The sequence below is a fragment of the Paraburkholderia flagellata genome, assembly GCF_021390645.1.
Taxonomy (GTDB): domain Bacteria; phylum Pseudomonadota; class Gammaproteobacteria; order Burkholderiales; family Burkholderiaceae; genus Paraburkholderia; species Paraburkholderia flagellata.
Map to the genome: position 1 here is coordinate 877884 of NZ_JAJEJT010000002.1, position 23771 is coordinate 901654.

Consider the following 23771-nt stretch of genomic DNA (forward strand, 5'->3'; position numbering starts at 1 on the left):
GAGTGCGCCGCGGACCACGGGCCAGCGAGGTTTGCGCCTCACGCGGCCCGGACAGGGGAACCGGACTGAATCAGTTCGAAGGTGTGGGACGCCACTTGAGCAAGCGATGCTCGAGTGCGGTGAGCAGATAGTCGGCGGCGAGCGCGACCACGGCGAGCACGATCATCGCGGCGAATACGCCGCTCGCGTTGAACGCGCCCTGCGCCGTCGAGATCAGCAAGCCAATGCCTTGCTTCGAGCCGAGGAATTCGCCCACCACGGCGCCGACCAGCGCGAAGCCGAAGCTCACGTGCAGGCTCGCGAGAATCCACGAAAGCGCCGAGGGAATCACGACCGAGGTCGTCACCTGCCGGCGCGACGCGCCGAGAATCTGCGCATTGGCGATCATGTAGCGGTCGGCCTCGCGCACGCCCTGGAACGCATTGGCGAACACCACGAAGAACACCATGACCACGGCGAGCGCCACCTTCGACGCCATGCCGAGACCCAGCGCGATCACGAACACCGAGCCGAGCACCACGCGCGGAATCGAGTTGGCGATCTTGATATAAAGGCTGAACACGTCGGAGAGCAGCTTGTTGCGGCCGAGCACGATGCCGCAGAACACGCCGGCCACCGAGCCGATAATGAAGCCGAGGCCCGTTTCTTCCAGCGTGACCCAGACCTGCGTGAGCAGCGGCCCCTGCGAGGTGCCGTTCACGAACCAGTCGATGATCTGATCGAAAATGGCCGTGGGCATCGAGAAGAAAAACGGATCGATCCATTTGAGGCGCGCGGCGAGTTCCCAGCCGCCGAGTACGACGACGAGCACGAGAATGCGCAGCGAAATGACGAGCACGTGGCGCTGACGAATGCGCTTTTGCGCGGCTCGCTCGACGGCGTCGAGCGAGGCGGTATCGAGGCCTTGCGGCAGGGTTTGTTGCGGGGTGGACATGTTTGGACGGCTCCGGTTGTCAGGCGATCTGCACTTCTTCGCGCAGGTCGTGCCAGATCTGGCGCGAGAGTTCGACGAAGTGCGGCGCGTAGCGGATTTCGGACGTCACGCGCGGGCGTGGCAGATCGATCTCGTAGACTTTCTTGAGCGTGGCCGGGCGCGCGGTGAGCACGAATACGCGGTCGGCGAGTGCAATGGCTTCTTCCAGGTCGTGCGTGACGAACACCACCGATCCGGTGCCGCCCCACAATTGCAGCAGCTCGTCTTGCATGAGCGTGCGCGTTTGCATGTCGAGCGCCGAGAACGGCTCGTCCATCAGCAGGATTTCGGGCTTGTTGATGAAAGTCTGCGCGAGCGCCACGCGCTTTCTCATGCCGCCCGAAAGCTGATGCGGATAGTGCTTGCCGAAATTCGCGAGGCCCACGCGGCGCAGCCATTCGTTGGCTTCGTCGTAGGCCGCCGACTTCGAGCGGCCGCGATAGAGCGGACCGGCCGCCACGTTGTCGAGCACCGAGCGCCACGGGAACACGGCGTCGGCCTGGAACACGAAACCGATGCGAGGATCGATGCCGTTCACGGGCGCGCCCATCACGCGCACTTCGCCCGTGGTGGGTTTGAGCAGGCCCGTGATCATGCTGAGCGTGGTGGACTTGCCGCAGCCCGTGGGCCCGACGATGGCCACGAACTCGCCGCGCGCGACCGACATGCTGAAGTCGCGCAGGGCGACGGTCGCTTTGCCGTCCGGTGAAATGAAGCGGCACGAAACATTGCGCAGCTCGATGGCCGGCGTGCCTTGGGAAGGAGAGGAAGTCATTGTTCTCAGTGGGCTGAACGTGGGGCCGACGGGTGGGGCCGAGGTGGGGCCGACTCGGCGGATTACTTCGACGCCGTGGCGGTCGTCGCCGGCAAATAGTCGTTCGACCAGGTCTTCGCGAGGTCGATGTGCTTGCCCTTCACCGAAGGGTTGAACGCCGAAAGCACCTTGAGCACCGTATCCGGGCCGTCTGCGGGCATGCGGCCGTCCTTCGTGAACATCGGCAGCGAGGACTTCAGCGCGGCCACATAAAGGTCCTTGTTGTTGCCGTAATAGTCCTTCGGCATCTTCTCGGCGATTTCATCGGCGCTATGCGTGGCGATGAAGTTGAGCGTGCGCGAGAACGCGTGCGCGAGCTTCGTCGCGTCGTCCTTGTGCGACTGCGCCCAGGCGCGCTGCACGTAGAAGCTCGAAGCGGGATAGGTGCCGCCGAGCGCCGCGCGCGTGCCTTCGAGCGTGCGCATGTCGACGAGCACCTTCGCGTCGCCGGTTTGCAGCAGACGCGAGACGGTGGGCTCCGTGGTCATGCCCGCGTCGATACGGTTCTGCTTGATCGCCGCGATGAAGGTGTTGTCCGCGCCCACCGGCAGCAGCGTGTACTGGTTGGCGGGCACGCCCGAGCGCTGCGCGAGGTACTGCGTGAGGAAGCTCGTGGAGGAGCCGAGGCCCGTCACGCCGAGCGTCTTGCCCTTCACGTCGGCCATGCTTTTGAGCGTGCCGGCCGCCCCATTCGAGACCATTTCCACTTCGCCCGGCACCTGGCCGAACACCACGAGCGTCTGGACTTCCTTGCCCTTGCTCTGCAGGTCGATGGTGTGATCGTAGAAGCCCACCACGCCTTGCACCGCGCCCGCGAGCAGTTCGTTCTCCGCGTCCACGCCGGCCGGCTGCGACTGCAACTCGACGTCGAGGCCTTCGTCCTTGAAGTAGCCGAGCTGTTCGGTCAGCTTGGCCGGGAGATAGATGATCTTGGTCGCGCCGCCAACCATGATCGTGATCTTTTCCGCGTGCGCTGCCGTGGAGCCGGCGGCGAGGGCAAACGCGACACTCGATACAGCGGCGATCTGGCGCAAGGTGGGCATCGTGGAGTCTCCTGAAGGTGGTGCGCCGTGCATGCGGGCGCTTTTTGGTGGATGGGGCGATTATAAAAACCGTAAGCCTTCTGCCAGCCTTCTGGCGCGGTGCTAAATCGTCCGTGTTAACCCGCAGGGCGGCGGCGCGCCGGCAACGGCACAATCGACTCCCCTGAAACGTTCGCTCCTTGCCTGCGCCGCCCATGAAGTTGCTGCTGATCGAAGACAATCCCACGCTTGCGCACTGGCTCGTCAAGACGCTGGAGGAGCAGGCGTTCGCCTTCGACGCCGTGCAGGACGGCGAAGCCGCCGACCAGTTGCTGAAGTCGAATCGCTACGACGTCGTGCTGCTCGACCTCAATCTGCCGAAGCTCTCGGGCAAGAACGTGCTGCGGCGGCTGCGCCAGCGCGGCGACGCGACGCCCGTGATGGTGCTCACGGCGAGCGGCTCGATCGACGAAAAAGTAGAACTGCTCGGCGCGGGCGCGGACGACTATCTCGTCAAGCCCTTCGAGGTGCGCGAACTGGTGGCACGCATCAAGGTGCTGATTCGCCGGCAAACCCCAGCGCGCGCGAACGAAATCGGCTGCGGGGACCTCGTGTTCGACCTCAACACGCGCCAGTTCACGCTGAAGGGCGCACCGCTGAACGTCACGCCGCGCGAGCGCACGGTGCTCGAAACGCTGGCGCTGCGCCTCGGCCAGACCGTTTCGAAGGGCGCGCTCGTCGATGCGATCTTCACGCTCGCCGACGAACCCAGCGAGGACGCCATCGAAATCTACGTCTCGCGGCTGCGCAAGAAACTCGAAGGCAGCTCGGCGGTGATCGTGACGCTGCGGGGCCTCGGCTATTTGCTGCGCAGAAAGGATGAAACGCTATGACGACGAACGCGTGCCGACATGACGGGTAGCCTGCGGATTCGCCTGTTGTGGTGGATGCTCGTGCCGCTCGCGCTTTACGTGAGCTTCACGGCGACTTCCGAGTATCGCGCCGCGCGCCATACCGCCGATCTCGTGCAGGAGGGCGGGCTGCTTTCGTCCGCGCGCATGATCGCCGGTTCCGTGCAATGGGCCGACGGCGCGCTGCGCGCCGACGTGCCGCCCGCAGCGCTCGAACTTTTCGCCTCGCCGCAGCAGGATCAGGTGTTCTACAACGTGCGCGTGGAGGGCGGTTCGCTGCTCGCGGGCATGCCCGATTTTCCGCACGCGGCCTCGGCGCCCGCCGTCGATTCGCCCGTGTCGTACGACGCCGAACTGCGCGGCCAGGCCGTGCGCGCCGTGAGCGTGGTGCGCTCCATGTACGACAACGGCCGTATCTGGCGCGTGCGCGTATCGGTTGGCAAGACCGAGCGCTCGCGCGACGCGATGGTGGAGGCGTTGTGGCGTCCTCAGCTCTATCGCCAGATCGGCATGGTCATGCTGGCGGTGGCGCTTGCCTGCATCGGTCTCACGTTCGAGCTGCGTCCGCTCATGAAGCTCAAGAACGACGTGGCGGACCGCGATCCTTCGCACCTCGAACCGATTCGCGCAGAAGGGCTGCATGTCGAACTGCGGCCCGTTGTGGACGCAATCAATCAATGCATTGCGCGCCTCTCGGCGCAAACGGCGGCGCAGCGCCGCTTCATTGCCGACGCCGCGCACCAGCTACGCACGCCGCTCACGCTGCTGGGCACGCAATTGCAATACGCGCGTCAGCAAAAAGCAGTCGATCCCGCGCTCGATGAAGTGCTGGCGGCCATGCACGTGAGCAACCGATCGATGGTCGCGCTCACGAACCAGTTGCTGCTGCTCGCACAGGCCGAAGCGCTGGACCCCGCGCAGTTGCCGGCAGCGCCCGTCGACATGGCGCGCCTCGCGCGTGAAGTGGTCGAGGCGCTCGCGCTGCTCGCGCAGACGCGCGGCATCGATCTCGGCGCGGAGTTGCCCAGTGAGGCGGGCGACGCGGTCGTGCAGGGGCATCGAGAGCTACTGCGCGCGATGGTCAGCAATCTCGTGGACAACGCGCTGCGCTACACGCCGGCTGGTGGGCACGTGACGGTGTCGGTGCGTGCGAGCGGCCAGGCGGTCTCGCTCGAAGTGCTGGACGACGGCAGCGGCATTCCCGCGGAAGCGCGTGCGCGCGTGTTCGAGCCTTTTTTTCGGGCTGCTACACAGACGGAGGGCACGGGCCTTGGTCTTGCGATCGTGCGCGAGATCGCGCAGTCGCATCGCGGTGCGGTGAGCCTGAGTCCGGGTGCGGACGGGCGGGGCGTGCGCGCCTCTGTTGTGCTCGCCCGCTGGCAGCCCGCGCTGGCGGCCGTGCCTGCATAGGGGCAGCCGACGCGGCGATTCGAGGCGATGTCGTGCTGCTTCGCAGCCCGTACGCGACCACGCTTTAAGGGGCGGTACAATGTGGCCGCCTGAAGCCACTGCGCCGCGTAGCGCCATGCAGGGTCGCTTCGGCGACCATCCGTTCATCCGAAGATCGAGACCATGCAAAAGAAGACGGTCCGCAGTGCCCCGTTGCCCGCCTACGAGCAGATCAAGCGTCATGTGCTCGCGCAGATCGAAAGCGGCGCCTTGCGGCCCGGCGACGTGGTGCCTTCCGAAACGGAACTGGTGAAAGAGTTCGGCGTGGCACGCATGACGGTGTCGCGCGCGCTGCGCGAACTGATGGCCGAAGGCGTGCTGAACCGCGTGCGCGGGTCGGGCACTTACGTGGCGCCGCGCCAGTACGAATCGACGGTGCTGCAGATCCGCAATATCGCCGACGAAATCGCGGCGCGCGGCCATCGGCATGCGGCGCGCGTGCTGGGGCTGGAGTCGAGCGACGATCCGAACGCGATTGCCGCGCTCGAACTCGACGCCGGGCCGGTGTTCCACTCGCGCATCGTGCACAGCGAGGAGGGCGAGCCGATCCAGTACGAAGACCGCTACGTGAATCCCGAGGTGTTCCCCGACTACCTGGCCCAGGACTTTACCGTCGAAACGCCGAATCACTACATGGTGCGCCTCGCGCCGATCCAGCGCGCCGAGTTCCGCATCTACGCGCAGAAGCCCGACGCGCGCGTACGGCAGTATCTGGAGATGGAAATCGGCGAGCCTTGCCTGCTGTTGCTGCGGCGCACGTGGGTAGGGCGGCACGTGGCGACCTCCGTGCGCTTGTGGCATCCGGCTTCGCGATTTCATCTGGCGGGTACGGTTTGAGCAGGTAGAAGCCGCTCGTTCCCCATATTGCCTACCCGCCGTTCGCCGGCCGTTGAACCGCGCTTTGCCGCTTGAGGCATAGCGCCGCAGTTCGCTCAATTCCTTTTTCCTCGACCCCGCCTTTTCGTCCGCGCGGACAGCCCGGCCGCGCCGATACGCCTTGTGCAGCCGCCAGGCGTTTGCTGTCGTCTTGTCTAGCCAACGCTTCTCGCAATGCGCCTACCGATTCATCGCGCCGAATGGGGGATTTCACACGAATACGCCAGGGTAACTACTAACCCACGTTTAATCGAAACGAGTTGTATATACAACTTGCCGGCGTTAGACTTAACCCAGGTTGCAGCGCTCATTGCACCTCCGCGGGCGCAGCCTTTCAGCTTGCTATCCAGACTCGACGGACTCGAACAAACGCCATGAACCACCCGAACTTCACCGACCCCCGCCTCGACCCGACCCGCACGATCCGCGCGCCGCGCGGCGCAGAGAAGGTCTGCAAGACCTGGATTGCGGAAGCCGCCTACCGGATGATCCAGAATAATCTGGACCCCGAAGTCGCCGAGCATCCGCATGCACTCGTGGTGTACGGCGGCATTGGCCGCGCCGCGCGCAACTGGGAGTGCTTCGACCAGATCCTCGCCTCGCTCAAGGACCTGAACGAAGACGAAACGCTGCTGATCCAGTCGGGCAAGCCCGTGGGCGTGTTCCGCACGCATGCGGATGCGCCGCGCGTGCTGCTGGCGAACTCGAACCTCGTGCCGCACTGGGCCACGTGGGAACACTTTCACGAACTGGACCGCAAGGGCCTCATGATGTACGGCCAGATGACGGCGGGCAGCTGGATCTACATCGGCTCGCAGGGCATCGTGCAGGGCACCTACGAGACGTTCTATTCGGTCGCGAACCAGCACTTCAACGGCGACCCCAAGGGCCGCTGGATTCTCACGGGCGGCCTTGGCGGCATGGGCGGTGCGCAGCCGCTCGCGGCGACGATGGCGGGTTTCTCGATGATCGCGGTGGAATGCGATGAAACGCGCATCGACTTCCGCCTGAAGACGCGCTACGTGGACCGCAAGGCGAAGACCATCGACGAGGCGCTCGCCATCGTCGAGGAAGCGAAGCGCACGGGCAAGCCGGTGTCGGTGGGCCTGCTCGGCAACGCCGCGGACGTATTCGCCGAGTTCGTGAAGCGCGGCATCACGCCGGACTGCGTGACGGACCAGACGAGCGCGCACGATCCGATCAACGGCTATCTGCCGCAGGGCTGGACGGTGGAGCAGTGGCGCGAGGCACAGAAGGTTGCACCCGAAACCATCGTGAAGGCCGCGAAGGAATCGATGGCCCATCAGGTGCGCGCGATGCTCACGCTGCAGGAACGCGGCGCGGCCACGCTCGACTACGGCAACAACATCCGCCAGATGGCGCTGGAAATGGGCGTGGAAAACGCATTCGATTTCCCGGGCTTCGTGCCGGCGTATATCCGTCCGCTGTTCTGCGAGGGCAAGGGACCGTTCCGCTGGGTGGCGCTCTCAGGTGATCCTGAGGACATCTACAAGACCGACGCGAAGGTCAAGGAGTTGATCCCCGACGATCCGCACCTGCACAACTGGCTCGACATGGCGCGCGAGCGCATCGCGTTCCAGGGGCTGCCGGCGCGTATCTGCTGGGTGGGCGTGAAGGATCGCTATCGCCTGGGCCAGGCATTCAACGAAATGGTCAAGAACGGCGAACTGAAGGCGCCGATCGTGATCGGTCGCGACCACCTCGACACCGGCTCGGTGGCGAGCCCGAACCGTGAAACGGAATCGATGAAGGACGGTTCGGACGCCGTGAGCGACTGGCCGCTGCTCAACGCACTGCTGAACACCGCAGGCGGCGCGTCGTGGGTGTCGCTGCATCACGGCGGCGGCGTGGGCATGGGCTTCTCGCAGCACTCGGGCGTGGTGATCGTGGCGGACGGCACGCAGGCGGCGCACGAGCGTCTTGGCCGCGTGCTGCACAACGATCCGGCCACGGGCGTGATGCGCCACGCGGACGCCGGCTACGAACTCGCGCAGCAGACCGCGCGCGAGGCAGGCCTGAAGCTGCCGATGCTCGGCCGATGAGCGGCCCGAAAGCGGTAGGCGGCGCGGTGCAGTCAGCGAAGCTCACGCTGCTGCGTGGCGCGGCGCTCGTGGCGTCGCCGTGGAAGAACGGCGGCGGCGTGACGCGCGAAATCGCCGTGGCGCACTTGGTTTCGCACGCTGGCGCGTCGCTCGACACGTTCGCGTGGCGCGTGAGCGTGGCCGATGTCGCACAGCCGGGGCCGTTCTCGCGTTTCGAGGGCGTCGATCGTACGCTGGTGCTGCTCGAAGGGGCGGGCATGCTGCTCGACGAAGCGGGCCGCACGCATCGGCTTACGCAGCCTCTGGACGTCGCGCGTTTTGCGGGGGAAGCCGCGATTGACGCGCGCCTCGTGGACGGCGCCACGCGCGACTTCAACCTGATGGTGCGCCGCGATGCGGCGCGCGGCACGCTCGAAGTGTGGCGCGAAAACGAGCGGCGCAGCCTGCATGCGCAAACGGTATTACTCTACTGCGCGCAAGGCGAGCAGGACGTGCGCGTGGACGCCGAGCGCCACGTGCACCTCGAAGCGGGCGACACGCTGCGCATCGATACGCTCGACGCGCAGTGCCCCGTGCACATCGAAACGCGTGGCGCGGGCGCCTTGCTCGCCGTGACGCTCAATGTGCTGGGCGCGCCACAGCAAGACACTACGGAAACGGCATCGCGCGATGCTGTGCATACCTGATGAAACGCACTCTCTGGCAAAACCTCAAACTGTGCCCGCATGGCGACCCGGGCCACACCGTCGAGAACGCGGCGATCGTCGTGGAAGACGGCAAGATCGCGTGGCTCGGCGCCGCTGCCGAGCTTCCCGCGCAGTTCGCCGAGTGGCCGCGCGAGGACCTGGGCGGCGCCTGGGTCACGCCCGGTCTCGTGGATTGCCACACGCACCTCGTCTATGGTGGTCAGCGCGCCGATGAATTCGCGCAGCGTCTTGCTGGCGTGAGCTACGAAGAAATCGCGCGCCAGGGTGGCGGTATCGTATCGACGGTGCGTGCCACGCGCGCGGCCGACGAAGCCGCGCTATTCGCGCAGTCGGCAACGCGCCTCGAAGCGTTGCTCGCCGAAGGCGTAACGGCAGTCGAGATCAAATCGGGTTATGGCCTCGATCTGGCGAGCGAACGCAAGATGCTGCGCGTCGCGCGTCAGCTTGGCGAGCGCTATCCGGTCACGGTGCGCACGACGTTTCTCGGCGCGCATGCGTTGCCGCCCGAGTTCGCGGGCCGCGCCGACGACTATATCGACGAAGTATGCGAGCGCATGCTCCCTGCGCTCGCCGACGAGGGACTCGTGGACGCCGTCGATGTGTTCTGCGAACGAATCGGCTTCTCGCTCGCGCAGAGCGAGCGCGTGTTCGAGGCGGCTGCGCAGCGCAAACTCGCCGTCAAGATGCACGCCGAGCAGCTTTCCAATAGCGGCGGCGCAGCGCTCGCGTCACGTCACGGCGCACTGTCGGCCGACCATCTGGAGTTTCTCGACGAAGCGGGCATTGCCGCCATGAAAGAAGCGGGCACGGTGGCGGTGCTGTTGCCCGGCGCGTACTACTTCATCCGCGAAACGCAACTGCCGCCGCTCGATTTGCTGCGGCGCTATGAGGTGCCGATCGCCATTTCCACCGACAGCAATCCCGGCACGTCGCCGACTACCTCGCTGCTGCTCATGATGAACATGGCGACCACGCTGTTCCGCATGACCGTGCCCGAGGTGTTGCAGGGCGTGACGCGTCATGCCGCGCAGGCTTTCGGCGACGCTGAGCGTCATGGCACGCTCGCGGCTGGCCGTCCCGCAGACTTCGCTGTGTGGACGGTGCAGTCGCTCGCTGAACTGGCCTACTGGATCGGGCGTCCGCTCTGCGCACGTGTGGTGCGCGGCGGCGAGACCGTCTTTGAGCGTCGCGCATTCGAGCGTCGCGTTTGAGCGTTATTTCACGCATGAATCACACCATCGAAACGAATCCGACTTCACGCGCGCTCTTCGCGGAGCACGCGTATTTGCCCGACGGCTGGCGCCGCAACGTGCTGCTCGAATGGGACGCGGCGGGAACGCTGCGCAACGTGACGCCGGACCTTGCGCAAGCGCCCCAAGGCATCGCTCGCGCGGCAGGTCCGATTACACCTGGCATGCCTAATCTTCATTCGCATGCGTTTCAGCGTGCCATGGCGGGTCTCACCGAATATCGCGCGAACCCCACCGACAGCTTCTGGAGCTGGCGCGATCTCATGTACCGCTTTGCCGCGCGCATCACGCCCGACGATCTTGGCGCGATTGCGCGCTGGCTCTATGTCGAGATGTTGAAAGCGGGTTACACGTCCGTTTGCGAATTCCACTATGTGCATCACGGCAAGGACGGCCAGCGCTATGCGAGCCCTGCCGAACTGGCGCAACGCGTGGTCGACGCGGCGGACGTGACTGGCATCGGCATGACGATGCTGCCCGTGCTCTATCAGTACAGCGGCTTTGGCGCGCAAGCGCCGCGCGACGATCAGCGCCGCTTCATCAACACGCCGGAACAACTGCTCGGTATCGTCGAGGCGCTGCGCGCCTGGCGGCCCGAGCATGGCGCATTGCGCTACGGCGTTGCGCCGCACTCGCTGCGCGCCGTCTCGCACGACTCGTTGCGCACGCTGCTGGAAGGTCTCGACCACGCGCTTCCTGGCGCGCCGGTGCATATTCACATCGCCGAGCAAACGGCCGAAGTCGAAGCTTGCCTCGCGACCGAGGGCGCGCGGCCAGTGCAATGGCTGCTCGACCGCTTCGATCTGAGCGCGCGCTGGTGCCTCGTTCACGCCACTCATGTCGATGCGCGCGAGACCGCCGCGCTCGCGCAGTGCGGCGCGATTGCGGGCCTGTGCCTCACGACCGAAGCGAATCTCGGTGACGGCATTTTCCCCGCGCGCGAGTATCTCGATGCGGGCGGCGCGTTCGGCGTGGGCTCGGACAGCCATATCGGCGTGGACTGGCGCGCGGAGCTTCGCCTGCTCGAATACGGTCAGCGGCTCGCACGGCGCGAGCGCAACGTGCTGGCTGCGCCGCATCGAGCGCAAGTGGCAGACCGGCTCTTCGAAGGCGCGCTTGCAGGCGGCGCACAGGCGACGGGACGCAAGGTCGGTGCATTGACGGAAGGCGCGCGTGCCGACTGGATCGTGCTCGACGCCGAGCATCCGAATCTGGCCGGGCAGAAGCCGCTCACGTGGCTCTCGTCGGTCGTGTTCTGCGAGCATGGCGACACGCCGGTGTTCGACGTCTACACGGGTGGCGTAAAAGTTGTGGAGGCGCGCCGCCATCGCGACGAGGCCCGCCTTTACGCCGACTATCGCGCAGCGCTCGCCAGACTGCTGGCTGACGATTGAACGCGGGTTGAGCGCACACGCCATTCACGAGACTACTTTCCATGACCGATATTTTTTCACTGGAACGCGGCACGGCGCCGCTCATCATTTCGATTCCTCATCTGGGCACACACATACCCGCCGCAATGCACGGCGAGTACACCGACGTGGCGCTAAGCGTCGCCGATACGGACTGGCATCTCGATCGCCTTTACGCGTTTGCGAAGGAACTGGGCGCGACCGTGCTCGGCGCACGTGTTTCGCGCTATGTGATCGACCTGAACCGGCCGCCGAACGACGAGAGCCTCTATCCCGGCCAGACCACCACGTCGCTGTGCCCGACCGAAACGTTTCGCGGCGAATCCCTCTACCGCGACGGCTGTGTGCCCGACGCGCCGGAGCGCCAGCGGCGCGTGCAGACATTCTGGCAGCCGTATCACGACACGCTCGCCGCTGAACTCAAGCGCCTGCGCGCAGCGCACGCGAATGTGCTGCTGTGGGAGGCGCATTCGATTGCGAGCGTGCTGCCGCGTCTGTTCGACAACAAGCTGCCCGACCTGAACATCGGCACTCAGGATGGACGCACGGTGAACGTCGCGGTGCAGGCGCGCGCAGAACGCGCGGCGGCGGCGAGCGGCTATACGTGGATCGCGAACGGACGCTTCAAGGGCGGCTACATCACGCGCCATTTCGGCGCACCGCAGGACGGCGTGCATGCGATCCAGCTGGAGATGTGCCAGTCCGTCTACATGAACGAAGCGGCGCCGTTCGATTACGTTCCCGCGCTTGCGGAGAAAGTCCAGCCCGTACTGCGCGAGATGGTGGGCGGCGCGCTGGAGGCCATTCAGGCGATGAACGAAGCTGCGGCCTGAATTTGGCCGCAGCGTTTTCTGGTTTGACGAGGCAAAGCGGCGCATCGCGCCGCCAGCCTTACTCCTGCTCGACCGGCAAGATCAGGCGTTCGGGAATCACCGGCGGCGTGAGGCGCATGGCGACGTAATAGAGCGCGCCCGGCACGATCAGCCCGAGAATCCACGAGATGTCCGTGCCGCCAAGCGCATCGACGAAGGGCCCCGTATAGAAGCTCGTCGAGATGAACGGCAATTGCACGAGCACGCCGAGCACGTAGATGCCAATGGCTCTGACGTTCCAGCGGCCGTAGCGGCCATCGGGGTTCGAGAGCGCCGGCACGTCGTAGCGCGAGCGCGTGAAGCAGTAGAAGTCCACGAGATTGATCGCGCTCCACGGCGTGAAGAACGCGAGCAGAAACAGAATGAACGCCGTGAACTCCTTGAGGAAAGAGTGGCGGCCCGCGAGTGCGACGAGCGTCGAGATGCCGACCATGCCGATGATGTAGACAAAACGATGCCGCGTGGAGATCGCGCGCTTCGCGCGAAACGCGCTCACGATCGTCGCCATCGACATGAAGCTGCCGTAGGCGTTGAGCGTGGTGACGGTGAGCTTGCCGAAGGCGATGCTGAAGTAGAGCATCGCGGCCACCGCGCCGCTCGCGCCAAGGCCGACGATATAGGCCACTTCGTGATGCGCGAACGCGTGGCCCGCGAGCGCGGCGGCGAACACGCCGAACACCATCGCGGCCTGCGCGCCGATCACCGATCCGAGCCCGACCGCGAGGAACGTGCGCGCGGCCGAAGTCGAGCGCGGCAAGTAGCGCGAATAATCGGCAACGTAGGGACCGAATGCGATCTGCCATGACGCCGAAAGCGACATGGAAAGCAGGAAGCTCGCAATCGAAAAATGGCGGTTGGCCAGCAGCGCACCGACGTCGTGGTGCGCGAAGAGCTGCGCGAACATGAACATGAACGCGAGCACGCCGATCACGCTGGCAATGCGGCCGACGAAGTGAATCGAGCGATAGCCGAGCAGCGTCAGCACGACGATGAGCGCCGCGAACAGGCAGATGCCCGCCGTATCGGAAACGTTGAGCAATTGCGCGGTGGCCTGGCCCGCGAGCACCGTGCCGCTCGCGGAGAAGCCGACATACATGATGCAAACCAGCACAATGGGAATGGCCGCGCCGTAGACGCCGAATTGCACGCGGCTGGAAATCATCTGCGGCAGGCCGAGCTGCGGGCCCTGCGCGCCGTGCAGCGCCATGACCGTGCCGCCGACGAGTTGTCCAGTCAGCAGCGCGACGAGCGACCAGAAGACATCACCGCCCAGCACGACGGCCAACGCGCCGGTAATGATCGCGGTGACCTGCAGGTTTGCGGAAAGCCAGAGCGTGAACTGGCTGAACAGGCTGCCGTGGCGCTCCGCCTCGGGGATGTAGTCGATCGAGCGTGTTTCCAGGATCTTGCGGCCATCGGTTTCGAGGCTGGCGACGGATTCAGGCATGGCCACGGACGGCTCCGGATGTGAGGGGATGTCCGCATGATGTTGAATAGACAACTTGGGTGAAATAGGGGATAACCCTCTCGACTCCGATGCGTGGACTGCCGTGGGCCGCCGTGGCCTACAGCAGCCACTCGATAGGCAGGATCGAGAAGAACCAGACGCTTAGGCGCTGGTTCCATTTGGTGTTCGGCTCAGTGTCGTAGCGGATGACCGTATCGTCGGAAAGGCGCGTCCAATAGAGTTTGCCGTTTTCGTCGAGGTGCGCCTGATAAGCGAGCTGGGGCACGCGCGTCCAGAACGCTTTTTCGATCTGGGTGGCGAGCACGGGGCTGTCGATCACGAGCCCGAGTTCGGTATTGAGGTTAGCCGAGCGCGGATCGAAATTCACAGAGCCGACGAAAACGCGCTCCGCGTCCACTGCGAAGGTCTTGGCGTGCAGGCTCGAGCCCGAGCTGCCGAACGGACCACTGCCTGCGCCTTTGCCCGAGTCTTTGGCGCCCGCCGCGCGCCGCAATTCGAACAGCTCCACGCCGCCTTCGAGCAGGGCCACGCGACGCCGCGCGTAGCCGGAGTGGACGGCGGAAACGTCGGTGGCTTCGAGCGAGTTCGTCAGCACGCGTACGGTCACACCCTGGGCGGCGAGCCGCGTGAAGTATTCCGTGCCCACCTTGCCCGGCACGAAGTACGGCGAAACCAGATCGAGTTCACGGTGCGGATCGCCGACTATCTCGTGCAACTGGCTGAGGATGAGGGTGTCCTTAGGTGCCGTGCCCTGCGCTTTCGCCGGGTCGTCGCTGACCAGTTGCGTCTTCGCCCATTCGAGCGGCAGCGTGCCGTCCAGCAGGCGGCGCACATCGGTGGTCTTGCGCAGCGATTCGATGTATTCCGCCGCGGCAGGGTCGGTGCGCGCGGCAAGCGCGGCGCGATCGAGCGTGGCGAGTGCATCGGGCGCCACGTACGACAGGACTTGCGATACCGGGTATGAAGAGGCGCTGGCCCAGTAACGGTCGAAATCGTGCGCGACATCGGTGGCGGCGGGGCCGATGGCCAGCACGTCGAGATCGGCGAACACCACGCCGTCGGTCGCGCCGAAATATTCGTCGCCGATATTGCGGCCGCCCAGAATGGTCGCCACGCCGTCCGCCGTGAGCGACTTGTTGTGCATACGCCGGTTCAGGCGCGAGAAGTCGGTGACAAAGCCGATGGCTTTGGGCTTGCGCGTGACGAACGGATTGAAGAGGCGCACCTCGACGTTGGGATGCCCGTTGAGTGCGGCGAGCGTAGGGTCCAGTGCGGATGGAATGCCGTTGTCGTCGAGCAGCAGGCGCACGCGCACGCCGCGGTCGGCGGCCTCGCGCAGTTCTTCGAGCAACAAGGTGCCGGTGAGATCGTCGCGCCAGATGTAGTACTGGACGTCCAGCGTACGCTGGGCGCTGCGCACGAGCGCCACGCGCGAGGCGAAGGCGTCGAGCGGGTTCTGGAGCGGGTCGATGCCGGTGAAGTCGGGATGGGTGGCGAGTTCGGCCGCTACCGCTGCGCCAAGTTGAGTCGATCGCGCTTGCTCTGCCGTAAGCGCCGTGGTTTGCGTGCGTTCGCCGAGCGGCGGCAGTTCCTGGCACGCGGCAAGACAGGTCGCAAGCGCGATGGCGCATAGCCTCGGCAACCCGTTTGCGGCCAGCGCGATGAGCGATCTTTGCATGGAGCGTTCGCTTTTCCGTGTCGATTCCGCTTCGAGGCGCGAAGCGCGGGGCTTCGCGAGTGAGCGTGTAACGACGTTAGCTTACGCGATTGGCGTGGCCGGCACCACGCCAGGCGTACAGCTTCGGGGCGAACGCGTGGTTAGTGCGCGTCGAGCGCGGATTGCGCGCGGTCCGGGCGCTGTTGCCGGTTGGCTTCGCGAACTTCCATGCGCTTCTGGCCGATTGGGTCGTTATTCGGAAAATAGATTTGCATTGCTAATTAATTGGCGCGCTTCTTTCAGCGACGCAACATGTCTGCAATCGTTTGTGTGAGCAACGTCTGCTTGTGCGCTTTCCGGTGAATCATGCCCACCGTGCGGATGAATGGCCGGCCGGGGAGCGGCACGAGCCGCAAATTCGGATCGCTGCGCCATTTGCCGCCTTGCAGAACGGGCAACACGCTCACGCCCACGTCGTTGCGCACCAGCGAGACGATCGTTTCGATTGAGTTCAGCTCCAGATATTCGAGCGGTTCGATGCCTAGCTCGGCCAATGCATCGTCGATCACGACGCCCGTCGGCACCCGTCGGTCGAAGCGCAGGAAGCCGCGCTCGCGCAGGATGCGGCGCGCATCGTCGCCGGGCGTCGCGCGGCTTGTGACGAGCATCAGTGGCTCTTCGTAGAGCGGCGTCCACGCGAGCGACTCATGCGGCGAACCATCTGCACTGCCAACCACGACGGCGAGGTCCACGTCACCGTCTTCGACCATGCGCGCCAGTTCGTTCGAACGCGCCGAGGTGAGGCGCACTTCAAGTTCCGGGTGGCCGGTTTTCAGATGCGCGACGGCCAGCGAAAGCGCGCCGATCACCGACACCACCGCGCCGATGATGACCGAGCCGCGCATCGTGTCGCCGGCACTGGCGGGCAACTCGTCGATCAGCGCGAGTATGTGCTCGACCTTCGCGCAGATCTCGCGGCCTTCGCGTGTGAGCGCGACCTGGCGCGCGCGGCGGTCGAAGATCTGGCGGCCGAGGGCGTCTTCGAGCCCGCGCATCTGCAGGCTCACGGCTGCCTGCGTGAGCGCGGTTTTCTCTGCGGCCGTGGCGAACGACCCGCTGCGCGCGACGGCCTGCAAGGTGCGCAGCATGCGTAGTGTGAGCATGTAAATAAAACTTAAGTATCGAGAATAAAATATTAATATTTTTTTGCCTGATCCTTCAAGATAATCGACGGACCGGCATGCGCGGTGCGCGCGCCGCTGCTTTCGTTCATTACCGGAATTCGCACTCCCATGACGCGTTTCAACTGGCAAAACCCCTATCCGACGCCGCGCCTGCCGGTGTTCGCCCGCAATATCGTCTCGACCTCGCATCCGCTCGCCGCGCAGGCCGGACTGCGCATGCTCTGGAAAGGCGGGAATGCCGTTGACGCCGCCATCGCCGCCGCCGCCGCCATTACGGTGGTCGAGCCGGTATCGAACGGCCTTGGCAGCGACTGCTTCGCGCTCGTGTGGGACGGCGCGAAGCTGCACGGCCTTAATGCGTCGGGCAATGCGCCGGCGGCATGGAGCGTCGATTATTTCCGCCGCAAATACGGCGAGGAGCACGGCCTCGCGAAGCAGCCCAAGCGCGGCTGGGACACGGTGACCGTGCCGGGCGTGATCGCTGGCTGGGAAGCGCTGCATGCGAAGTTCGGCAAACTGCCGTTCGCGGACCTGATGGAGCCGGCCATCGAGATTGCGGAGCGCGGCCATGCCGTGGCGACCATCGTCACACGCAAATGGCAGGCGGCGATTCCTGAGTTGCACAATCAGCCGGGCTTTGCCGAGACCTTCATGCCGCGCGGCCGCGCGCCTGAAGTGAGCGAGCGCGTGTGCTTCCCCGGTCACGCGGCCACACTGCGACGGCTCGCGGAACGCGGCCCGCGCGACTACTACGAAGGCGAAATTGCCGAGCGCATCGCCGCGTTTGCGCGCGAAGGCGGTGCGGCGCTCACGCTGGACGACCTGCGCAACTATCGTCCCGAATGGGTCGAGCCGATCGGCAAGAACTATCGCGGCTACACGGTTCACGAGATTCCGCCGAACGGGCAGGGCATCGCGGCGCTCATCGCGCTCGGCATTCTCGAACAGTTCGACATGGGCTCGCTCGCGCTCGACAGCCTCGAGTCTCAGCATCTGCAGATCGAGGCCATGAAGCTCGCGTTTGCCGATGTCTACCGCTACGTTGCCGATCCGCGTTCGATGGAAGTCACACCCGAGCAAATGCTCGACGACGCCTACCTCAAAGAGCGCGCGAAGCTGATCGACCCGAAGCGTGCAACGCAGTTCGACTTCGGCATGCCGCGTTCGGGCGGCACGATCTATCTCTCCGCCGTGGATGAGCGCGGCATGATGGTGAGCTTCATCCAGTCGAACTATATGGGCTTCGGTTCGGGCGTGGTCGTGCCGGGTACGGGCATCGCGCTGCAGAACCGCGGCTGCGGCTTTTCGATGGACCCGGTCTCGCCGAACGTCGTGGAGGGCGGCAAGCGCCCGTTCCACACCATCATTCCGGCGTTCCTCACGCAGCAGGTGGACGGCCGCCAGGAAGCGGTCATGAGCTTCGGTGTGATGGGCGGCGACATGCAGCCGCAAGGGCATTTGCAGTCGGTCGTGCGCATGCTCGACTACGGCCAGCAGCCGCAGGCCGCATGCGACGCGCCGCGCTGGAAGGTCAACCGCGACTTCACGCTCGATATCGAATCGACCTTCAACCCGCAGACGGCACGCGCGTTGCAAGAACTCGGCCACGAGATCAAGGGCATCGACGATCCGTACATGGACTTCGGCTCGGGCCAGTTCATCTGGAAGCTCGACCGGCACGATCCCGAGCGCGGTTATGTGGCCGCGAGCGACACGCGTCGCGACGGGCTCGCAGCGGGCTTCTAGGCGGCGCGCAATGTGTGCCGCGAGCGGGAACGCCTCGCTCGCGGTTCACGACCAACCATGAGTAGACCAAATAAAAAAGCAGGAGACTGATATGGAGACCGGTTCATCGGCTTCGAGAGCGCCGCTCAGCCGCGGCATGGTGCGCCGCATCGTGTTCTCCTCGTCGATCGGCAATGCGCTCGAGTGGTTCGACTTCCTCGTGTATGGCTACTTCGCGCCGATCATCGCGAAGCAGTTCTTTCCCGTGCACGATGAATGGCTCTCCACGCTGCTGGCCGTCGGCACCTTCGGCATCTCTTTTCTCATGCGTCCGCTCGGTGCGATCGTGCTGGGCATCTACGGTGATCGCAAGGGGCGCAAGGCGGCGCTCACGCTTGCCATCGCGCTCATGATGGCGGGCACGCTCGCCATGGCGGTCATGCCGCCGTATGCGTCGATCGGCATCGCGGCGCCGCTCCTGATCCTGCTCGCGCGACTCGTGCAGGGCTTTGCGGTGGGCGGCGAATTCGGCAGCGCGACGGCGTTCATGGTCGAGCACAGCACCGCGAAGCGCGGCTATTACGCGAGTTGGCAGTTCGCGAGCCAGGGCGCGGCGGCGATTCTCGCGGCGTCGTTCGGCGGCGCGCTCGCATGGTGGCTGCCGCCCGAACAACTGCAGGCCTGGGGCTGGCGCGTTCCGTTCTTCTTCGGGCTCGTGCTTGGACCCGTGGGCTGGTACATCCGCTCGCATCTGGACGAGACGCCTGAATTCATCGCAAACCAGCAGGCGCAGAGTACACAGGATGCGCGCGCAACGAAGGAGCCTGGGCTCGGCCGCCAATGGGTGAACCTGCTGCTCGCCGTCGGTATCGTTGCGCAGTCCACCGTTGGCGTCTATATCCTCCAGCTCTACATGCCGATGTACGCGGTGAAGCAGCTCCATATGGCGGCCGCAACGTCGTTCGGCGTCGTGGTGCTCAATGGAGGCCTGCAGTTCGCGCTCTCGCCGGTCATGGGGGCGCTCTCGGACCGCATCGGACGCATTCGCATCATGCTGACCACGTCGATCCTGCTTGCTTCGCTCACCTATCCGATGTTCGCGCTATTGCAGCGTCACCCCACGCTCGGCTGGCTGCTCGTGCTCCAGGGCGCGGCGGGCATATTCAAGGCGGCCTATTCGGGCCCGATGCCCGCGCTGATGTCGGAGATCTTTCCGGTGCGCGTGCGCTCGGCCGGGCTTTCCATCGCATATAGCGTTGGCGTGACGCTCTTTGGCGGCTTCGCGCCGACGATCGCCGAAGTGCTGATTCACGTGACGGGCGATACGCTCGCGCCCGCGTATTACGTGTCGGTTGCGGCCGTGATCTCGGGTGTTTCGCTCGCGATCGTGGGTTGGCGCACGATGCGGCAGGCTTCGATGCGGGCCACGCTCGCGAGCTGATGCGCAGAAGTCCGAACCGACCCGATTGATCTCGCGCCCGCAGAATCGCCCTTTAAAACAGGGCGTGAATGCGGGCGCGGTATTTTTTCACGACTGCCTCGCGACTTCGTGTGGCGCTCGCTGAAGCGTCACGAAAGTGGTGATATAGTCGCCCCCTCACCGCCGTCCGGCGGGGCGAGCATTACGTTTTGTCAGGTTTCGGGAGAGTATATGGCAGTCGAATATCGTGGCTTTCGAGTCACTGTCGATGCGAAAGCAGACGCGACGGACACGCAATGGCTGTGCCGCGCGGTTTTGGAAGGTGTTGATGCACAAGTGGAAACGGCCAGGCTGCCTTCCGTGGAGCTTGCCATTCCCAAGCTGAAGATCGATGTGTTGATGGCGCTCAGCGCGGTCGAGCAGTCGGCCAAGCAAGCCGTCGACGAATTTTGGCACGCCAAGCAGCCGGAAATGGCTTGATGATTCAGGCGCAGGCAACCCCGATGCGGTTGCCGCGCCTCGCGCTCAACGCGCAGTGACTATCGCAGTAACCACATTCCGCGGCTTTCCTTCGTAATAAGCCGTAATGTTCTCGATGAGTTGGTCCGCAAGCGCCTGCATGGCTTCATCGCTCGCCCACGCAACGTGGGGTGTCAGGATGAACGCCGGGTGCGAGACGATCGCCTGGAACGGATGATCGGCAGGCAGCGGTTCCTGTGTCACGACATCGAAGCCCGCGCCTGAAATCGCGCCAGATTGCAGCGCGTCCACCAATGCCGCTTCGTTCACGAGCCCTCCTCGCGCCGTATTGATCAGCAACGGCCGCCGCTTCATGCGCGCGAACGCCGTGGCGTCGATCAGATCCCGCGTCTGCGCCGTCAGCGGACAGTGCAGCGTGATGATGTCACTTTCTTCCAGCAGCGTTTCGAGCGGCACGTAGCCCGCTTGTGCGTCGTTGCGCGTTTTGCGCGCGGCGAACAACACGCGCAGGCCGAGCGCGCGCCCCGTTTGCGCGACGGCTTGTCCGAGTGCGCCGTCGCCAATCACGCCGAGCGTCGAACCCGCGAGATTGCGGATCGGAAAATCGAAAAAGCAGAACTGTCCCGATTCGAGCCAGCGGCCAGCGCGCACGGCGTCGCGATACGCGGCCAGGCTGCGGCGCAGCGCGAATATCAGCGCGAACGTATGCTCCGGCACGCTGTTGCCGGCGTAGTCGCGCACGTTGCTCACGACGATGCCGCGCGCCGCGCAGGCAGGCAGATCGACGTTGTCCGTTCCTGTGGCCGCAATGGCGATCATTCGCAGGCGAGTCGCGCCGGCCAGCGCCTCCGCGGTGATGCGCGCCTTGTTCGTGATGACGATGTCGGCGTTGCGGATGCGCGCGGCGACCTCTTCGGGCGCGGTGCGCTCGAACGTTTCCAGCGTGTGATCGAAAGGCAGCGGACGAAGCTGCGTCTGGGGCGCGAGCGTCGCGCGATCGAGAAAAACGACGTGCATGGTTTCTGGCCTGAGCGAAAGAGGGGCAGTACGTCTATTGTCGCGCACCGGGCGTTACGGTGGTTTGCTCGATCCGCCAACTGACTTTCCGATGAGGAAATTCGCAGCAACGTCGCGCACGAAATGAAACGACGCGACCCCCATGAGCGTGTCGAGTGATCTCGCAGACTTTCCATTTGCTCAAGCCAGATTGAGAAAGCATCGATTATCAAAGGGTGCGGTCAGGTCCATCATGTCTCCCATAGTCAGTCGCAGTCAGTCAGGAGACACAGCCATGCCACGACCACTCGAAGGAATCCGCGTTCTGGAGCTCGGACAGCTCATCGCGGGTCCGTTTGCAGGCCGCATGCTCGCCGAATTCGGCGCGAGCGTCACCAAGGTGGAGCCGCCCGGCGTGGGCGATCCGCTGCGCAAGTGGCGTCTGCTGCACGACGGCACGTCGGTCTGGTGGGCAGCGCAGTCGCGCAACAAGGAATCCATCACGCTTGATCTGCGCACGCCCGAAGGGCAGGACGTGATTCGCCGTCTCGTCGCGCAAACCGACGTGCTGATCGAAAATTTCCGCCCCGGTACGCTCGAAGGCTGGGGCCTCGGCTGGGACGAACTCAGCGCGATCAATCCCGGCCTCATCATGTTGCGCGTTTCGGGCTATGGGCAGACGGGCCCGTATCGCGACCGGCCCGGTTTCGGCGTGGTCGCCGAAGCAATGGGCGGCCTGCGCCATCTGAGCGGCGAGCCCGGGCGCACGCCGGTGCGCGTGGGCATCTCGATCGGCGATTCGCTCTCCGCGTTGCATGGCGTGATCGGCATCCTGCTCGCGCTGCGGCACCGCGAACAGCAGGGCGGCCAGGGCCAGGTCGTGGATGTCGCGCTCTACGAGTCGGTCTTCAACATGATGGAAAGCCTGTTGCCCGAGTATTCGGTGTTCGGCGCCGTGCGTCAGCCGGCGGGCAGCAGCCTGCCCGGCATCGCGCCGAGCAACGCCTACCGTTGCAGTGACGGCAAGTATGCACTGATCGCGGGCAACGGCGACAGCATCTATCGCCGCCTGATGGAGTTGATCGGACGCCCGGACCTGGGCAACGACCCCGCGCTCGCGCAGAACGACGGACGGGTCGCGCAGGTCGAGCGCATTGACGCCGCCATCGGCGAGTGGACCGCGCGCCATACGCTCGATCAGGTGCTCGCGGCGCTCAACGAAGCGCGCATTCCGGCGGGTCGCATATACGATGTCGCGGACATCGCGGCCGATCCGCATTACCACGCGCGCCAGATGATCGTGGACGACACCTTGCCCGACGGCACAGCAGTGCAGGTGCCGGGCGTGGTGCCCAAACTGTGCGGCACGCCGGGTACGATCGAGCGCAGCGCGCCGAAGCTCGGCGAGCATACCGACACGGTGCTGGAATCGATAGGCGTGGACGCCGCAACGCGCGCAGCATGGCGCGCGCGCGGCGTGATTTGAATGGAGAGCGGCAAAATGACGATCGGAAATAAAGAAAACTTCAAGGGCAAAGTGCTGTATCTCAACGAAGTCGCGACGCGCGATGGTTTCCAGAACGAAGCCGCTTTCATCGACACCGACGACAAGATTGCGCTGATCGATCGCCTGAGCGCATGCGGCTACGCGAAGATCGAAGTGACCTCGTTCACGTCGCCCAAGGCGATTCCCGCACTGCGCGATGCCGAGGCGGTGATGCATGGCATCAAGCGCGTGCCGGGCGTCGTCTACACGGTGCTCGTGCCGAACGTGCGTGGCGCGGAGCGCGCGCTATCGTGCAATGTGAATGAAGTGAACCTCGTGATGTCGGTGAGCGAGACGCACAATCGCACCAACTTGCGCATGACGCGCGAGCAGTCGTTCGCGCAGTTGCACGACGTGATCGATACGGTGCGCGGCACGGGCGTGGCGATCAATGTTTCGCTCTCCACAGCAATGGGCTGCCCGATGGAAGGCGACGTGCCCGTTGAGAACGTGCTCGGCTGGATGCGGCGTTTCGCCGAACTGGGCGTGCAGGGCGTCACGCTTTGCGATACGACCGGCATGGCGCATCCCGCACAGGTGCGGGCGCTGTGCGAGCGCGCGTCGCAGGCGTTTGGCGCGCTTGAGCTTACGCTGCACTTCCACAATACGCGCGGCATGGCGCTTGCCAATACGCTCGCGGCGCTCGACGCGGGCATCGTGCGCTTCGACGCCTCGCTCGGCGGCCTGGGCGGCTGTCCGTACGCGCCGGGCGCGAGCGGCAACGTATGCACGGAAGAACTCGTGCACATGCTCGAACTCGACGGCTACGACACCGGCGTCAATCTCGCCGCCGTGCTCGATGCCGCCGCGCTATTGCCTGGCCTGATCGGCCACGACGTGCCGAGCCAGATTCTCAAGGCTGGCCGCCGCCTCGACCTGCATCCGGTTCCCGAACAGGCGCAAGGCATGCCCGTGCAACGGGCGTTCTCATGACAAGGAGCGAAGC

20 protein-coding genes are annotated in these 23771 nt (G+C 65.1%); 13 read left to right on the forward strand and 7 right to left on the reverse strand.

All coding sequences use genetic code 11. From position 1 onward, the window contains the following. Positions 1–70: 70 nt before the first annotated feature. The 3 genes from L0U83_RS18350 to L0U83_RS18360 form a co-directional block, all read right to left on the reverse strand. Positions 71–934, reverse strand: a complete 864-nt coding sequence (locus L0U83_RS18350) for an ABC transporter permease (protein ID WP_201695778.1) — start codon at positions 932–934, stop codon at positions 71–73. A gap of 19 nt (positions 935–953) precedes the next feature. Continuing rightward, complete coding sequence (locus L0U83_RS18355) at positions 954–1748, reverse strand: ABC transporter ATP-binding protein (protein WP_233885299.1); 795 nt, start codon at positions 1746–1748, stop codon at positions 954–956. 62 nt (positions 1749–1810) lie between these two features. Continuing rightward, the gene (locus tag L0U83_RS18360; RefSeq protein WP_233885300.1) at positions 1811–2830 is read right to left on the reverse strand and encodes an ABC transporter substrate-binding protein; all 1020 of its coding nucleotides are present in this window, start codon (positions 2828–2830) and stop codon (positions 1811–1813) included. Between the two features lie 194 nt (positions 2831–3024). On the opposite strand from L0U83_RS18360, the gene L0U83_RS18365 reads away from it, so the two are divergent. The 8 genes from L0U83_RS18365 to hutG all read left to right on the forward strand — a co-directional run bounded on the left by L0U83_RS18365 (position 3025) and on the right by hutG (position 12310). Beyond that, on the forward strand, positions 3025–3702 hold the full coding sequence (locus L0U83_RS18365) for a response regulator (protein WP_233885301.1): 678 nt from the start codon (positions 3025–3027) through the stop codon (positions 3700–3702). Positions 3703–3720: 18 nt separating this feature from the next. Continuing rightward, complete coding sequence (locus L0U83_RS18370) at positions 3721–5130, forward strand: sensor histidine kinase (RefSeq protein WP_233885302.1); 1410 nt, start codon at positions 3721–3723, stop codon at positions 5128–5130. A gap of 162 nt (positions 5131–5292) precedes the next feature. Continuing rightward, positions 5293–6006, forward strand: coding sequence for a histidine utilization transcriptional repressor HutC (gene hutC, locus L0U83_RS18375; protein ID WP_233885303.1), 714 nt, complete (start codon positions 5293–5295; stop codon positions 6004–6006). 413 nt (positions 6007–6419) lie between these two features. Beyond that, on the forward strand, positions 6420–8108 hold the full coding sequence (hutU, locus tag L0U83_RS18380; RefSeq protein ID WP_233885304.1) for a urocanate hydratase: 1689 nt from the start codon (positions 6420–6422) through the stop codon (positions 8106–8108). Next, complete coding sequence (locus tag L0U83_RS18385; RefSeq protein WP_233885306.1) at positions 8105–8794, forward strand: HutD/Ves family protein; 690 nt, start codon at positions 8105–8107, stop codon at positions 8792–8794. Before hutU ends, L0U83_RS18385 begins: the two co-directional genes overlap by 4 nt. Then, the gene (gene hutI / locus L0U83_RS18390) at positions 8794–10026 is read left to right on the forward strand and encodes an imidazolonepropionase (RefSeq protein WP_233885308.1); all 1233 of its coding nucleotides are present in this window, start codon (positions 8794–8796) and stop codon (positions 10024–10026) included. Before L0U83_RS18385 ends, hutI begins: the two co-directional genes overlap by 1 nt. A 14-nt stretch (positions 10027–10040) precedes the next feature. Continuing rightward, positions 10041–11459: a formimidoylglutamate deiminase gene (locus L0U83_RS18395; protein WP_233885310.1), complete on the forward strand. Its 1419-nt coding sequence runs from the start codon at positions 10041–10043 to the stop codon at positions 11457–11459. A gap of 41 nt (positions 11460–11500) precedes the next feature. Continuing rightward, on the forward strand, positions 11501–12310 hold the full coding sequence (gene hutG, locus L0U83_RS18400; RefSeq protein ID WP_233885312.1) for an N-formylglutamate deformylase: 810 nt from the start codon (positions 11501–11503) through the stop codon (positions 12308–12310). A gap of 58 nt (positions 12311–12368) precedes the next feature. Here the strand turns inward: hutG and L0U83_RS18405 are convergent, their stop codons facing one another. The 3 genes from L0U83_RS18405 to L0U83_RS18415 form a co-directional block, all read right to left on the reverse strand. Continuing rightward, positions 12369–13796 (reverse strand): purine-cytosine permease family protein, encoded by a 1428-nt coding sequence (locus L0U83_RS18405; protein ID WP_233885314.1) that lies wholly within the window; start codon positions 13794–13796, stop codon positions 12369–12371. Between the two features lie 118 nt (positions 13797–13914). Continuing rightward, positions 13915–15495 carry a phospholipase D family protein gene (locus L0U83_RS18410; RefSeq protein ID WP_233885316.1) on the reverse strand — a complete coding sequence of 527 codons (1581 nt, stop codon included), beginning with the start codon at positions 15493–15495 and terminating at the stop codon, positions 13915–13917. 278 nt (positions 15496–15773) lie between these two features. Beyond that, positions 15774–16637: a LysR substrate-binding domain-containing protein gene (locus L0U83_RS18415; RefSeq protein WP_233885318.1), complete on the reverse strand. Its 864-nt coding sequence runs from the start codon at positions 16635–16637 to the stop codon at positions 15774–15776. Between the two features lie 129 nt (positions 16638–16766). Here L0U83_RS18415 and L0U83_RS18420 point away from each other — a divergent pair, with 129 nt between their 5' ends. The 3 genes from L0U83_RS18420 to L0U83_RS18430 all read left to right on the forward strand — a co-directional run bounded on the left by L0U83_RS18420 (position 16767) and on the right by L0U83_RS18430 (position 20283). Next, entirely contained in the window at positions 16767–18404 is a 1638-nt protein-coding gene (locus L0U83_RS18420; RefSeq protein WP_233885320.1) for a gamma-glutamyltransferase family protein, read from the forward strand. A 91-nt stretch (positions 18405–18495) separates the two neighbouring features. Then, a complete protein-coding gene (locus L0U83_RS18425) occupies positions 18496–19824 on the forward strand; it encodes an MFS transporter (protein WP_233885322.1) in 1329 nt (442 codons plus the stop codon). Positions 19825–20034: 210 nt separating this feature from the next. After that, on the forward strand, positions 20035–20283 hold the full coding sequence (locus L0U83_RS18430; protein ID WP_233885324.1) for a hypothetical protein: 249 nt from the start codon (positions 20035–20037) through the stop codon (positions 20281–20283). A gap of 45 nt (positions 20284–20328) precedes the next feature. Here the strand turns inward: L0U83_RS18430 and L0U83_RS18435 are convergent, their stop codons facing one another. Next, positions 20329–21300, reverse strand: a complete 972-nt coding sequence (locus tag L0U83_RS18435) for a D-2-hydroxyacid dehydrogenase (RefSeq protein WP_233885326.1) — start codon at positions 21298–21300, stop codon at positions 20329–20331. Between the two features lie 274 nt (positions 21301–21574). On the opposite strand from L0U83_RS18435, the gene L0U83_RS18440 reads away from it, so the two are divergent. After that, a complete protein-coding gene (locus tag L0U83_RS18440) occupies positions 21575–22765 on the forward strand; it encodes a CaiB/BaiF CoA transferase family protein (RefSeq protein WP_233885327.1) in 1191 nt (396 codons plus the stop codon). Between the two features lie 15 nt (positions 22766–22780). Continuing rightward, the gene (locus L0U83_RS18445; RefSeq protein WP_233885329.1) at positions 22781–23758 is read left to right on the forward strand and encodes a hydroxymethylglutaryl-CoA lyase; all 978 of its coding nucleotides are present in this window, start codon (positions 22781–22783) and stop codon (positions 23756–23758) included. Positions 23759–23771: the final 13 nt, after the last annotated feature.